This is a genomic window from Chryseobacterium sp. BLS98 (genome assembly GCF_001045445.1).
Taxonomy (GTDB): domain Bacteria; phylum Bacteroidota; class Bacteroidia; order Flavobacteriales; family Weeksellaceae; genus Chryseobacterium.
Window position 1 is genome coordinate 1,331,475 of record NZ_LFNF01000002.1, and the last position, 13,584, is coordinate 1,345,058.

General features: G+C 36.8%; 12 protein-coding genes. 7 read left to right on the forward strand and 5 right to left on the reverse strand.

The window, feature by feature from the left end:
* The first annotated feature begins 5 nt into the window (after positions 1-5).
* Positions 6-1,103, forward strand: coding sequence for a DUF3667 domain-containing protein (locus ACM40_RS11040; RefSeq protein ID WP_048502814.1), 1,098 nt, complete (start codon positions 6-8; stop codon positions 1,101-1,103).
* Here the strand turns inward: ACM40_RS11040 and ACM40_RS11045 are convergent.
* Positions 1,100-1,432, reverse strand: coding sequence for a hypothetical protein (locus ACM40_RS11045; protein ID WP_048502815.1), 333 nt, complete (start codon positions 1,430-1,432; stop codon positions 1,100-1,102). The two genes, ACM40_RS11040 and ACM40_RS11045, sit on opposite strands and share 4 nt — an antisense overlap.
* Positions 1,433-1,616: 184 nt before the next feature.
* Between ACM40_RS11045 and ACM40_RS11050 the strand changes: the two genes are divergently transcribed.
* The 3 genes from ACM40_RS11050 to ACM40_RS11060 all read left to right on the forward strand — a co-directional run bounded on the left by ACM40_RS11050 (position 1,617) and on the right by ACM40_RS11060 (position 6,901).
* Complete coding sequence (locus ACM40_RS11050) at positions 1,617-4,964, forward strand: methylmalonyl-CoA mutase family protein (protein ID WP_048502816.1); 3,348 nt, start codon at positions 1,617-1,619, stop codon at positions 4,962-4,964.
* Between the two features lie 146 nt (positions 4,965-5,110).
* Positions 5,111-6,145, forward strand: a complete 1,035-nt coding sequence (locus tag ACM40_RS11055; protein WP_048502817.1) for a hypothetical protein — start codon at positions 5,111-5,113, stop codon at positions 6,143-6,145.
* 45 nt (positions 6,146-6,190) lie between these two features.
* Positions 6,191-6,901: a diphthine--ammonia ligase gene (locus ACM40_RS11060; protein WP_048502818.1), complete on the forward strand. Its 711-nt coding sequence runs from the start codon at positions 6,191-6,193 to the stop codon at positions 6,899-6,901.
* A gap of 11 nt (positions 6,902-6,912) precedes the next feature.
* Here ACM40_RS11060 and ACM40_RS11065 read toward each other — a convergent pair whose 3' ends face one another.
* A complete protein-coding gene (locus ACM40_RS11065; protein WP_048502819.1) occupies positions 6,913-8,322 on the reverse strand; it encodes a pyridoxal phosphate-dependent decarboxylase family protein in 1,410 nt (469 codons plus the stop codon).
* A 185-nt stretch (positions 8,323-8,507) separates the two neighbouring features.
* On the opposite strand from ACM40_RS11065, the gene ACM40_RS11070 reads away from it, so the two are divergent.
* From ACM40_RS11070 to ruvC, 3 genes are read left to right on the forward strand one after another with little or no spacing between them, the layout of a single operon-like run.
* Complete coding sequence (locus tag ACM40_RS11070; RefSeq protein WP_228376168.1) at positions 8,508-9,590, forward strand: serine hydrolase domain-containing protein; 1,083 nt, start codon at positions 8,508-8,510, stop codon at positions 9,588-9,590.
* 10 nt (positions 9,591-9,600) lie between these two features.
* Entirely contained in the window at positions 9,601-10,149 is a 549-nt protein-coding gene (locus ACM40_RS11075) for a 2'-5' RNA ligase family protein (protein WP_048502821.1), read from the forward strand.
* A gap of 25 nt (positions 10,150-10,174) precedes the next feature.
* The gene (gene ruvC, locus ACM40_RS11080) at positions 10,175-10,729 is read left to right on the forward strand and encodes a crossover junction endodeoxyribonuclease RuvC (protein ID WP_040997663.1); all 555 of its coding nucleotides are present in this window, start codon (positions 10,175-10,177) and stop codon (positions 10,727-10,729) included.
* A 170-nt stretch (positions 10,730-10,899) separates the two neighbouring features.
* Here the strand turns inward: ruvC and ACM40_RS11085 are convergent, their stop codons facing one another.
* The 3 genes from ACM40_RS11085 to ACM40_RS11095 form a co-directional block, all read right to left on the reverse strand.
* Positions 10,900-11,226, reverse strand: a complete 327-nt coding sequence (locus ACM40_RS11085) for a hypothetical protein (RefSeq protein ID WP_048502822.1) — start codon at positions 11,224-11,226, stop codon at positions 10,900-10,902.
* Between the two features lie 97 nt (positions 11,227-11,323).
* Positions 11,324-11,833: a hypothetical protein gene (locus tag ACM40_RS11090; RefSeq protein ID WP_048502823.1), complete on the reverse strand. Its 510-nt coding sequence runs from the start codon at positions 11,831-11,833 to the stop codon at positions 11,324-11,326.
* Positions 11,830-13,584: RHS repeat-associated core domain-containing protein (locus ACM40_RS11095; protein WP_048502824.1), on the reverse strand; the 1,755-nt coding region annotated here is incomplete at its 5' end. The genes ACM40_RS11095 and ACM40_RS11090, both read right to left, overlap by 4 nt.

Below are 13,584 nucleotides of genomic sequence, written 5' to 3' on the forward strand. Positions count from 1 at the left end.
TATCCATGAGCCACGGAAAAATCAGAGAAGACAAAACCTGCCAGAATTGCGGACACACAGTAGAAGAAAGATTCTGTCCACACTGCGGGCAGGAAAATACCGAAACCAGACAGCCGTTCTATTTCCTTTTCACACACTTCATAGAGGATTTCACTCATTATGACGGCCAGTTTTGGCAAACCATCAAAAACCTGCTTTTCAGGCCGGGAATGCTTACTAAGGAATATCTTTCCGGAAAAAGACAACACTATGTTGCCCCTGTTAAATTATATATTTTCATCAGTTTCATCACCTTTTTTGTCCCTTCCTTATTTTCAAGATCAGAAGATAAAGATAATGAAGCAACAGAAAAACATTCTATACAAAAAGAAAAAGAGGATAAGAAAGAAAAAGTTGCAAAAATAATTGACAGTGTAAAGACTGGAATACTCGTAGAGGGCAATAATAAAAATGACAGTATCGTCAACAAAAGTATATCCAAATTGAAAAACCTGGAAGATCTGATTGACAAAAAAGAGGTTTTAAGCACCGAAAAAGATCAATTCGCAATATTGGGAGCTACTTCCATGAAGCAATATGATTCGTTAAGCATAAAAGGAGGGAGAAACTACAAATCTCTGCGTCCTTTTGCTGAAAAAATATTCCATTTACAGGACAGGGGCTTGAAAAGAAAAGAAATAATTGGCCGTTTTGTAGAGACTTTTATACATACATTTCCTAAAGCTCTTTTCATCTATTTACCTGTATTTGCCTTTTTCCTCTGGCTTTTTCACAGTAAGAAAAGATGGTGGTACTTTGATCATGGTATTTTTACCCTTCATTATTTCTCTTTCCTTTTATTAAGCACTTTGATCTTTATACTTGGCAATCATCTGAATTCAGTATTACCAGACTATACAATAGTGACCATTATTATGGGATTATGTTATACAACATTATTCTTTTATACCTCCGTTTATTTTTTTGTTGCCCATCACAGGGTTTACGAAAACAGTAAAAGAATAAGTATTGCCAAGGGGTCAATCTTGTTTATAATCAATTTTATTGGGTTGCTTTTAATGCTTATGATATTATCCTATATCAGTTTTATAACGATGCATTAATTACGTAAAGACTTATTTCCTCTAAAACTTGCGATCAGATAATAGGCAACAAATACCGTTGAAAATTTAAGTATGGAAGGAATCGCAAGCTCCAGGCTGAATAATACTGTCCCTATTACAACCAAAACTCCCATTACCGCAAAAGAAATACCTAGCTTTTGAGGCAGCGTGAAATTGGGAGTATCCAGATAATAGGCAATTCCCCATGCTATCCCAAAGGCCAGCGCATAATATACATCGAGAATAATATTGTCAGAGCTGTAAAAAAAATAATTAATAAGGAAACTAAGTACTGTTCCTAAAGCAAAATACATCAAAGCCTTTTTCATACCATATATATAATAGTGCAAAAATAGAGATTTTACTCATCTTTTTAAACGAATGATTGTTAAGCAGGAGAAAAACCAATCTCCCTAACACTAGTAACAATTTTAAAATCAACCGATTAAACAAAATCAAAAGGTTCTTATTTTATTGTTATATTTGGAAATTCAGAAATTTTCTAGATTTTTTATGGAAACCCAAAAATATACTCCAACCAACAAAGTAAGAATCGTAACAGCGGCGTCGTTATTTGACGGGCATGATGCTGCGATCAATATCATGCGCCGCGTGATCCAGGGTACAGGATGTGAAGTGATCCACCTTGGCCACGACAAATCAGCTGAAGAAGTTGTGAACACAGCGATACAGGAAGACGCTAACGCTATTGCGTTAACCTCGTATCAAGGAGGCCACAATGAATATTTCAAATATATCTATGACCTTTTAAGAGAGAAAAACTCCCCGCAGATCAAGATTTTCGGCGGAGGCGGCGGTGTTATCCTCCCTGAAGAAATCGAGGACCTGATGTCTTATGGAATAGACAGGATCTACTCTCCGGATGACGGCCGTGAGCTTGGCCTTCAGGGAATGATTGATGATCTGGTAAAAAGGTCAGATTTCGCAACCGGAAAAGAGGTTACAGCAGAAGATTTGGATGCTATAAGTTTCGAAAACTCTACCAGCATTGCAAAAATTATTTCTGCCGTTGAAAACTTTTCAGAGGAAAAGCCTGAACTGGTAAAAGCAATTGATGAAAAATCAAAAGATTTAAATATTCCTATCATTGGGATCACAGGTACCGGTGGAGCCGGAAAATCTTCATTAACAGATGAATTGGTAAGACGTTTCATCCGTTCAAATCCTGATAAAAAAATTGCCATTATTTCCATCGACCCTTCCAAAAAGAAAACTGGTGGAGCCCTTTTGGGAGACAGAATCCGTATGAACGCGATCAATGATCCGCGGGTTTATATGCGTTCTATGGCAACAAGAGAAAACAATGTTTCCGTTTCTCCGTTTATTCACTCCGCATTAAATGTATTGAAATTAGCTCATCCTGATGTTATTATTCTTGAAACATCCGGGATCGGGCAATCCGGTTCGGAAGTATCTGATTTCGCTGATGTTTCCATGTATGTAATGACTCCTGAATATGGAGCTTCAACCCAGCTGGAAAAGATTGACATGCTGGATTATGCGGATCTAGTGGCCTTAAATAAATCTGATAAGAGAGGAGCACTTGATGCTCTTCAAGCCGTAAGAAAGCAGTTCCAGAGAAACCATTTATTGTGGGAACAGCCGTTGGATGAAATGCCGGTTTATGCCACAAAGGCATCCCAATTCAATGACCACGGAACCACTGAATTATACAACAGATTAATTTCAAAAGTAAACGATAAGTTTTCCGGTTTAGACTTAAAAACTTTTGCAGAACAGGAGATTACAGACGAAGTAACCATTATTCCTCCAAAAAGAGTACGTTATCTTTCCGAAATTGTAGAGAACAACAGAATATATGATGAAAACATTGAAAAGCAGGCTGAGCTTGCCAGAAAAATGTATCACATAGACGGAGTAAAGAAAATCATTTCCAATGAAGCTTTAGACGCTGAATATCAAAAGGCTGAGAAGGAACTGCAACAGGAAAACATTGACTTCCTGAGAACCTGGGAGGATACGAAAAAGGCTTTCCATGAAGAGTTTTATTCCTATTTCGTAAGAGGAAAGGAAATTAAAGTAGAAACCTCGACAGAATCTTTATCCCATCTAAGAATTCCAAAAATTGCTTTACCTAAATACAACGATTGGGGAGATCTGATCAAATGGAAAGGCCAGGAAAACCTTCCGGGAGGATTCCCTTACACAGCTGGAATTTATCCTTTCAAAAGAACCGGGGAAGATCCTACAAGAATGTTCGCAGGAGAAGGTGGCCCGGAAAGGACTAACAGAAGATTCCATTACGTTTCTGCAGAAATGCCTGCAAAACGTTTATCTACAGCCTTCGACTCTGTAACGCTTTACGGACAGGACCCGGCTTTACCACCGGATATTTACGGTAAGATCGGAAACGCGGGAGTGTCGATTGCAACACTGGATGATGCCAAAAAGCTGTATTCAGGGTTTGATCTTGTGAATGCACTGACTTCCGTTTCAATGACAATCAACGGTCCTGCTCCGATGCTGCTTGCCTTCTTTATGAATGCAGCCATCGATCAGAATGTTGAAAAATATATTGCTGAAAACGGTCTTGAATCTAAAGTTGAAGCTGTTTTAAAAGGAAAATTTGACGATAAAGGTTTAGAAAGACCAAAATATAATGGAGAACTTCCTCCTTCCAACAATGGCTTGGGCTTAAAGCTGTTGGGAATCACAGGAGATGAAGTTATTCCGGCAGATGTTTATGCTGAAATTAAAGCCAAAACTATTGCAACGGTTCGTGGAACGGTTCAGGCTGATATTTTAAAAGAAGACCAGGCACAGAATACCTGTATTTTCTCTACTGAATTTGCTTTAAGATTAATGGGCGACGTTCAGGAATATTTCATTAAAGAGAAAGTAAGAAATTTCTACTCGGTTTCTATCTCAGGATATCACATTGCCGAAGCCGGAGCTAACCCGGTTTCCCAACTTGCATTCACTTTGGCAAATGGTTTCACGTATGTAGAGTACTATCTGTCAAGAGGAATGGATATCAATGATTTTGCACCGAACTTATCTTTCTTCTTCTCCAACGGTATCGACCCTGAATATTCAGTGATCGGCCGTGTAGCCAGAAGAATCTGGGCAAAAGCCATGAAAATGAAATATGGTGCAGACGAAAGAAGCCAGATGCTGAAATACCACATCCAGACTTCAGGACGTTCTCTTCACGCCCAGGAAATTGATTTCAATGATATCAGAACGACGCTTCAGGCGCTTTATGCGATCTATGACAACTGTAATTCTCTTCACACCAATGCTTATGACGAAGCTATTACCACTCCGACTGAGCAGTCTGTAAGAAGAGCAATGGCTATCCAGCTGATTATCAATAAAGAATTAGGATTAGCGAAGAACGAAAACCCGCTTCAGGGATCATTTATTATTGAAGAACTGACGGATCTTGTGGAAGAAGCAGTGTATGCAGAATTCGACAGAATTACGGAAAGAGGCGGTGTTCTTGGTGCTATGGAAACCATGTACCAGCGTTCCAAGATCCAGGAAGAATCCATGCATTACGAATGGCTGAAGCATACCGGAGAATACCCGATCATCGGGGTCAATACATTCCTTGGAAAAGACGGTTCTCCAACCGTTCGCCCGGGAGAGGTAATCCGTTCGACTGAAGAAGAAAAACAGGTTCAGATTGAAAATTTACACAACTTCCAGAAATCGAACACCGATAAATCTGCAGAAGCCTTAAGACAATTACAGCACGCTGCCATCAACCAGCAAAACTTATTTGGAGTGATGATGGATGCCGTAAAATACTGTTCTCTTGGTCAGATTACCAATGCTTTGTTTGAAGTGGGCGGTAAATACAGAAGAAATATGTAATCCGTAGCCGGACAGACCATTATTGACTATTTAATGTATCAATAATTTATAAATTAAAACCTCAAGGAATTTTCTTTGAGGTTTTAATTTAGATTCAACTTAATAAGTATTACTTTTACAATTGAAAAATTTATAACCTAACATTAATGAAAAAATTTTTAACATCTACTTTAATTTTATTAGGAATCATGTTTTCAGTTTCTATGTTTTCCCAAAAAAGAACCGAGGATTTTTCAATCAGCTTTCCTGATAAAAAACTAGACAAAAGTTATTATAAAGCCATAAAACTTATTGATGCCAGAATAGACTCTACATCTTTGGGAATTGTTCAGAAAGGAGCCTTCAACACTAAGGCAAGAGTTGTCCCTACAACCAATCTTAATGATCAATTCCAAAATCTATTAAACAACATTAATGGTGAAAATACAGATGACGGTACAATTGTAATGTATCTAAAACAGTTATATTTTGCCGAAATTACAGGAGCCTTTAGTGAACACGGTTACTGTTACTTCCAAGCTTATTTGTTTGCTAAAAACGAAGACGGAACTTATTCTTATCTCGACAAAATAGATTCAGTTATTGATCATTCATCTATGGATGTTACCAAAGCTACGATGAAAAAAGGAAGCGAAATGGTAAGTGACTTTATAAGCAGAAACGTTTCTAAAAAAGCAATACAAACAGACCGATATACTTTTAATGACCTCAAAAATTTTGATGAAATTGAAAAACAAAAATTAAGTTTATATAATTCTCCGGAATTAAAGGAAGGAATTTATCCTGATTATAATTCTTTTAAAAACCTTCAACCGTCTGAAAAAACAATTTCCAGCGCAAAATTCTACGGAAAAACCAATAAAATCATTAAACTTTACGAAACAATAGAAGGTAAAGAAAAGGAAATTAAAAAAAATGATGTATTTGCCATTGTTTATAATGGTTCTCCATATATTTATTTGCCTGTAGAAAATGCTCTCGTGAAGGCTGAAAAAAGAGACGGAGATTTTTATTTTACCGGAAAAATAAAATCAACTGCAAAAACAGGAGATGTGGTTCTTGCTTCCGCATTCTTCGGGATTATTGGCGGGTTGCTGGCTTCACAATCTACTTCGGTTCCGTTTGAGCAAAAACTTGATTACATCAATGGAGGATTTATTCCTATCAAAGAAGTTAAATAATAATTCACAGAATCTCCCTATTTTTGGGAGATTTTTTATTTTCAAATGAAACCAAAAGCCGTCTTCAACTGGAGCAGCGGAAAAGATTCTGCTCTTGCTCTTTATAAAACCCAACAGGAAAACAAGACTGAAATTACTACTCTGCTGACCAGCATCAATAAAGAGTTTCAGAGAATCTCCATGCATGGTGTTCATGTATCTTTATTGGAAAAGCAGGCTGAAAGTATAGGATTGCCTTTAATTAAAATGGAGCTTCCCAAAGAACCGTCAATGGAGGAATACCGTGATATCATGGGTAAAACGATGTCAGATATTCAGGCTATGGGCATTACGCAATCTGTTTTTGGAGATATTTTTCTTGAAGACCTCAGAGAATACCGTGAAGACCAGCTGGCATCCATCGGAATGGAAGCTATATTTCCGCTTTGGAAGCAGAACACAACCGACCTTATCCATGAATTCCTGGACCTTGGATTCAAAACTATCGTAACCTGTGTGAATGAAACGTATCTCGATAAAAGTTTTGCAGGAAGAATCATTGATCAGGATTTCATCAATGACCTTCCCAAAAACGTTGATCCGTGCGGAGAAAATGGAGAATTTCACACCTTTACTTTTGACGGACCTGTTTTTAAAACTCCTGTTTCCTTTGAAATCGGAGAAACTGTAAAGAAAACCTATCCCAAGCCAAAATCTGGCCCGGAAGAGGAAGCCGGCGAATATGTTTTCTGGTTCTGTGATCTGATTCTGAAATAGCAACTAATGGTCTACCCTATCGTTGCTGCTATTTTGTTCATGAGGTCAAATATCAGTTCAACATCCTTTTCCTGAGTCTGCCAGTTGACAAACGCAGCCCTGATTCCTTTATGATTGTTATAAAAAGTAGGGGTCATAAAGACTTTTCCCGTCTCATTAAGCAATTCCAGGAATCTATTGACCTGATCCTGCTTTGTATCATCTTTTAAAGTGAAACATACGGTATTCAGCCTTACCGGAGCTAACAATTTGAAAGCATCACTTTTTTCAATCATCTGTCCAAACTGTTCTGACAGTTTAATATTATTTTCTATAATAGCCTTATATCCGTTTCTGCCATATGCCATCATTGAAAACCAGGCCGGAAGTGCTTTTAGCCTTCTCGAATTTTCCGGAAGAAAATTAAGATAGTCGAATTTTTCCAACGGATCTCCCAGATAAGGAGCATTTGAATTCTGAAAGGTTTCTATCTGTAAAATCCTGTACTCTTCTTTTACAAAAAACACCGCACTTTCATACGGAACGTTAAGCCACTTATGGCAGTCAACCGTAATGCTGTCAGCTCCTTCCCAGCCTTCAACAAGATGTTTATGCGTGTCCGAACAGGCGGCGAAACCGCCGAATGCCGCATCGATATGCCACCAGAATTTATATTTTTCTTTCAGCTTGCGGATTTCTGAGAAATCATCAAAGTCAACGGTATTGACCGTTCCTCCGCTTGAAATCAGAATAAAGGGTTCACCATTTAACTGTACAATATGATCTTCAAGATCTTTCAGGCAGATGGCTTCACGATTTTCCCCCGCTGTTTTTATCTTTACGATATTGCCACTTCCCATCCCTAAAAGAGAAAGGGATTTTATGGATGACGAATGAGGCGTGGCTGCCAATACTTTAACGGTTCCTGAAATTCCGTCTTTGGCAAAGTCTTTTCCCTGCTCTTTTCCGATCCATTGCCTTGCAACAGCCAGACCGGTAAAATTGGACATGGTAGCTCCCGTTACAAAGCCTCCCAGAAAATTTTCCGGCAGTCCAAGAAGATCCAGCAGCATTTTTATGGTTTCTATCTCTATACCGGCTGAAATATCTCCCTGCCCTTCCACCGACTGGGTATTCTGATCATAAACTGTTGCCAGCCAGTCTCCTGCAATGGAAGCTGGAGTAGAACCTCCGGTTACGAAGCCCAGATATCTCGGTCCTGATGATCCTACCATAATGGGCTCAAATCTCTCATTGAATATTTTTAAGGCCGATTCAGTACCGACTCCGGACTCCGGCAGATCCATTTTTTCTGAAATCAGATCATTGTTTACAGATGTAGGTCTTTCTGCAAGGGTATTGAGGTATTTGACTCCCTGTTTTTTGATGATCTCCAGGATATGGTTAATCTGTTCTGAATCGCTTTTCAAATATTCTTTCATGATGGTTGTAAAATTATCTATTCAAAAATATTAAATACTTATAAAAAAGGCACGCTAGGTTAGCACAAATTTTGCTTCTCTTTGAGGCCTCAGGGGATTTTCTTATATTTAGATAGATATTGTTCCCTGTTCAGTAACTTTTTAATTTAAATAAAACACCTGTGATAAAAAATTTCACCTTTTTTTTGCTTTCCTTATTTTTGCTTTCCTGTAAAACTGAAGTTTCCCAAAAACCGGTTGACAAAAATGCAGTGGTAGATTCTACGATTACTGCTTTTCAGAAAACCCTTCTGAAACAGCAAATCGACTCCGTCTTTAAAAAATACAATTTTAACGGAAGCATTGCCGTATTTAAAGATTCCCTTCAGCTGTACAGAAAAGAAAACGGTTATTCCGATTTTAAAAACAAGGTAAAGATCGACAGCAGTACAATTTTTGCCATAGGCTCAGTAAGCAAGCAATTTACCGCAGCGCTTATCCTTCTTCAAATGGAACAGGGAAAACTAAGTGTGAATGATAAGACATCCAGGTATCTGAAGTCATTTCAAAATAAAGAGTATGAGAATATTACCGTTCATCAACTTTTAAATCATACTTCAGGATTAAATACTTTCGGGGGAAAACTGATGTTCAAAAGCGGCTCGGACTTTTTCTATTCCAACGATGGTTTTAATGCATTGGGACAGATTGTAGAAGCTGTTTCAGGAAAATCATATGATGAAAATGTTCTGGAACTGTTCAAAAAAGCAGGAATGAAAAATTCTTCCACCGGAAATATTTTTGAAGGTGATCATTTTGCAAGTGCTTATTTGGGTAATGCGGCAAAATTTTCTGTTGTTCCGGATATGCCCAGGCGTCTGTCCGGAAAAGAAATAGGAATTCCTGCCGGCGGCATTCTTTCAACTATAGATGATCTTCACACCTGGAACAATGCTCTTTATGGAGGAAAAATTTTAAAGCCCGAAACTTTAAAGCAGTTTGTTTCCAAAAGTTCGGAAAGGCATCATGCCATTCTGGGAAAAATGGGTTACGGTTATGGAATTATGATCCGTATCGGAAGGCCTGAAAGCTATTTTCACAGCGGTTATGTAAAGGGCTCCCCTTCTTTGAATATTTACTATCCAAAGACTAAAACATCGGTTATTATTTTATCTAATATTGCCGATGAAGAAAAGGGCAAAAGCTGGGCTTTCAAACCTCATGTGGAAATTAAAAAGATAACAGATAACCTGGAAAATACCTTGCTACAGCTTAAAGCAAAACATTAATTTACCCGGTATGAAAAAAATGTATTTCATTGCGATTTATCCTCCCCAGGAAATCATTGACGAGGTTAAAGTTTTTAAACAAGACTTCGCCCTGAACTATGGAAATTCGATGGCATTAAAGAATGATGCTCATATAACTTTACTGTCACCTTTTGACAGAGAACTGGAGTTTGAGGCCGATATTCACAACGCTTTTCAAAAAATAAATACGGAGATTCCTCCTTTTGAAATCATATTGAACGGCTTCGGAGGTTTCCCCAATACCAACAACCCGGTGATCTTCGTACATCCCGAGGCTAATGAAAGCTTAAATCTTTTACATCAAAGGGTTATACAGCATTTCAGTTTTGGTAGAAAATCTTTCACTCCTCATATGACGGTAGGATACAGAAATCTTACCTCTGAAAACTATATGAAAGCATGGGAAGTTTATAAGGATAAAACTTATAAAACTAAATTTCTAGTTGATAAAATCCTGCTTCTCCGCCACGATGGGAAATGGGTGCCTATTGCTGAAAAACATTTAGGTAATCCCGATGCGGGTAACTCCTTATTTTAACATTAATAAATCTTATCTTTGACCTATGATTTCAGAGAAGATAATTTTAGGGATTGATCCCGGAACGGCGATTATGGGCTTCGGTATTATTTCCGTGACGAAAAGTAAAATGGAAATGATTTCCATTCACGAACTGATCCTGAAAAAATATCCGAACCACGAAACAAAGCTGAAATATATCTTCGACAAAACATTAGCACTGATCGACGAATATCATCCTGATGAAGTAGCTCTGGAAGCTCCATTTTATGGTAAAAACGTCCAAAGTATGCTTAAACTGGGCCGCGCGCAGGGAGTCGCAATGGCTGCCAGCCTTTACAGAAATATTCCTATTACAGAGTACTCACCAAAAAAGATCAAAATGGCCATCACCGGAAACGGAAATGCCAGCAAGGAACAGGTAGCCGGAATGCTTCAGAATCTTTTAAAACTAAAGGAATTCCCTACCAAATACCTGGATGCATCTGATGGTTTGGCTGTTGCAGTTTGTCATCATTTCAACTCCGGAACTATTGCAGATACAAAATCTTATAGCGGATGGGATAGTTTTTTGAAGCAGAACCCGGGGAGGGTGAAATAAATAAGCGTAAAAAATATTTTACCGGATATTTTTATCAAAGATGAAATGGTGAGCAGAAAGTTGTTTGATAAATAAATAATTTCATAAATAAAAAACCTCGCATTTTGCGAGATTTTATTTATTATTTGCCACACGATAAAATCGTGCGGCAGCGAGGGAGTTTCAACAGGCTAGTAAAAATATATAGTTTTCATATACAAACCACTGTTCAATAGCAGTGGCTTGTTATTATTACTTACCACACGATGCAATCGTGCGGAAGCGGGGGTTGTTGGAAATAATTGTAAATCAGGATTATGAGGATTCTGAACAATCGGATCTATTGGAGTAGGATCAATATCAACAGGAGGACCAATTCTAAATGCCTGCACTTCTAATGCCCGTTGTGTATCCATCGGAGCCATAGAGAACATATCTTCGGATGCCCCGCCACCTGAAGATATTATATTCAGATATTGGAAACTGTCAAGATAATCTATAATTTTAGATTTAAACATAAAATATAGCGTTGCTTTTCAACGCTATATTTTATATAAACATATTGAAATATGTCATCACTTTCAAAATTTTCTTTTATGTAGAAGTATTTAATTTTTATTCATTTTCAATAATCTGTGTGTTTTTTAAATTTTCCTTAAAAAATTTTAAAGAATTAACAGGATATAAATAGATTATATCGGATTTTTTATTAAACATAAATGATACATTAAAAGGATCATAAATAATGCCATCTGGTAATTTTTGATTATTTAAATTTTCATAAGAGACCTCTTTTATAATTGGTTTAAAAACACCTAGTGAATCTTCAGAAATAGCTGGGTAATTTTTATACTTATATAATTTTTCATATTCTATATTTTTTATAAATTTTTTTTCAACAATTGTAATTCCAATACCATAAGTTACATCTTTAAAATTTATTGTATCATCAATTTTTTTTGAAGATAAGACCAAACATATGTCTTTTGGGTTAGGAGTGCCTTTTTGTAATTTATATAAATCTAATGATTTATCAAGTAGTTCTTCTACTCCATTTTTTTTTACATTCTGTGCAGAGCAAGATATAAAAAAAGCTATTAGTATTAATAAAAGTTTATTTATCATTTTGTTTTGCCTTTAAATATTGCTGTCGAATTATTATATTGAATATAGCCACCTCCAAGTCTTTTATTTAATATTGGACTATACATATATCTTTTCAATCCTTCAATTTGAGTTGTTGATCTGTCCCCTCGATAACCATGAAGTGGATTTATACTAAACATTATATTTTCATTTTTAAATCTTTCCACAAACCCAGATGGTGCAGCAATACCAGTAATAGTAGGATGACTATGAACATTTTCAGTCCAATTACCATCCTGCACAACATGAAAGCCATTACCTTGAGAAAGATTTAAATATGGAAATACTAAATTAGCTTGTTGGACAGCATTTGATAGATGATTAGTGGCAATTAAATTTGAGGAAAAACCATCAGAAAAGTCTATTTTATTTTGAGAAAATTCCACATTTGTATTTTCTGCTGCAAATTCAAAAAATTGAGTAGCACTATCATAATTATCAATCTTTAAGTATGTCATTTGATCACTTTTTGTATCTTCACCAATTAGTTCATATGGTATTGTCTTTGCCTCTCCTATCTGAGAATCTCCTTTTGGATTTGATTCTGAAATATTCGTACGTGCAATTTGTATAGACTTAGACTCATCTTCGTTTGTAATGGTATCATAGGCATTATTGTCTTTTGTTCTTTCTATAGTACCATTGTTAAAAATTTTAATTTTATCCTCACTCTGCATTCCATCCGGATCAATAAATCTCATTGGATTGTTATATGCATAAGTGTAAGGCGACCATCTACGAGAAGTTTCCGCCAATGGGTCCACTACTCCCCATCTACCAATATCTGCCATATACATCCTTGCTCCATAATCATACATTCCCGTGTCTTGCAGCTCTTTTCCGTTATACTTGTAATTTTTATAACTACCTGCCCCAAAATAAGCATTTCCTGTCTTCAGGTGATTCATTCCAAAAGGATAATAGTCGTTAGCATCTGTTATTTCAATAGATCCGTTGGTATTATTCTTTCCATAACTTACCCTTGCATTACCTAAATGATCTTTATACTGGTAAATATACATTTTTCTCTGGTAATCGTAAAACCCTTCTGCTGTCGGAAAGAATTGCAGTTCAGGATTATGAGGATTCTGAACAATGGGGTCTATTGGAGTAGGATCAAAATCAATAGGAGGACCAATTGTAAATGCCTGTATTTCTAATGCCCGTTTTGTATCCATAGAAGCCATAGAGAACATATCTTCGGAGGCCCCACCACCTGAAGATGTTATATTCAGATATTGGAAACCATCAAGATAATCAGTGATTTCTTTTGTCCAGGTTGTTCCGGCAACTCCTATCATTGTTTTTGTGCTTTCTTTTCTTAGTTTGATTCCATCTGCCCCATATTTTGTTTTGATCTGTGTGGTTATCGGATCAAGGCCGATATCCACAGTATTAGGAAGGTTCAGGTAATTGTAATTAATTCCTGTAATCTGTTTATCCATCATGCTTTTCATATTCCCGTTCAGATCGTAATCAATAGGCATGCCTGCAGTCCCTTCATATCCTGTCTTATTATTGCTGTTATCTTTGATCTTTACAGCCTGATTCCCAACATAGGTATATTCCAGTTTATCAATGACAGTAGCGGTAGTATTCCCATTTTCCATAACAGATGTTCTGTAAAGGTTGGTAATATTTCCATTTAAATCATAATCCAGTGATTCTGTATTTTCTACACTTCCCGGATTATTGGGATTCTGATAATATCCTGCCGTTAACCTGTTTAA

Coding starts and splice junctions, on each gene's coding strand:
- ACM40_RS11040 (WP_048502814.1), top strand. CDS start 6: ATGAGCCACGGAAAAATCAGAGAAGACAAAACCTGCCAGAATTGCGGA.
- ACM40_RS11045 (WP_048502815.1), bottom strand. CDS start 1,432: ATGAAAAAGGCTTTGATGTATTTTGCTTTAGGAACAGTACTTAGTTTC.
- ACM40_RS11050 (WP_048502816.1), top strand. CDS start 1,617: ATGGAAACCCAAAAATATACTCCAACCAACAAAGTAAGAATCGTAACA.
- ACM40_RS11055 (WP_048502817.1), top strand. CDS start 5,111: ATGAAAAAATTTTTAACATCTACTTTAATTTTATTAGGAATCATGTTT.
- ACM40_RS11060 (WP_048502818.1), top strand. CDS start 6,191: ATGAAACCAAAAGCCGTCTTCAACTGGAGCAGCGGAAAAGATTCTGCT.
- ACM40_RS11065 (WP_048502819.1), bottom strand. CDS start 8,322: ATGAAAGAATATTTGAAAAGCGATTCAGAACAGATTAACCATATCCTG.
- ACM40_RS11075 (WP_048502821.1), top strand. CDS start 9,601: ATGAAAAAAATGTATTTCATTGCGATTTATCCTCCCCAGGAAATCATT.
- ruvC (WP_040997663.1), top strand. CDS start 10,175: ATGATTTCAGAGAAGATAATTTTAGGGATTGATCCCGGAACGGCGATT.
- ACM40_RS11085 (WP_048502822.1), bottom strand. CDS start 11,226: ATGTTTAAATCTAAAATTATAGATTATCTTGACAGTTTCCAATATCTG.
- ACM40_RS11090 (WP_048502823.1), bottom strand. CDS start 11,833: ATGATAAATAAACTTTTATTAATACTAATAGCTTTTTTTATATCTTGC.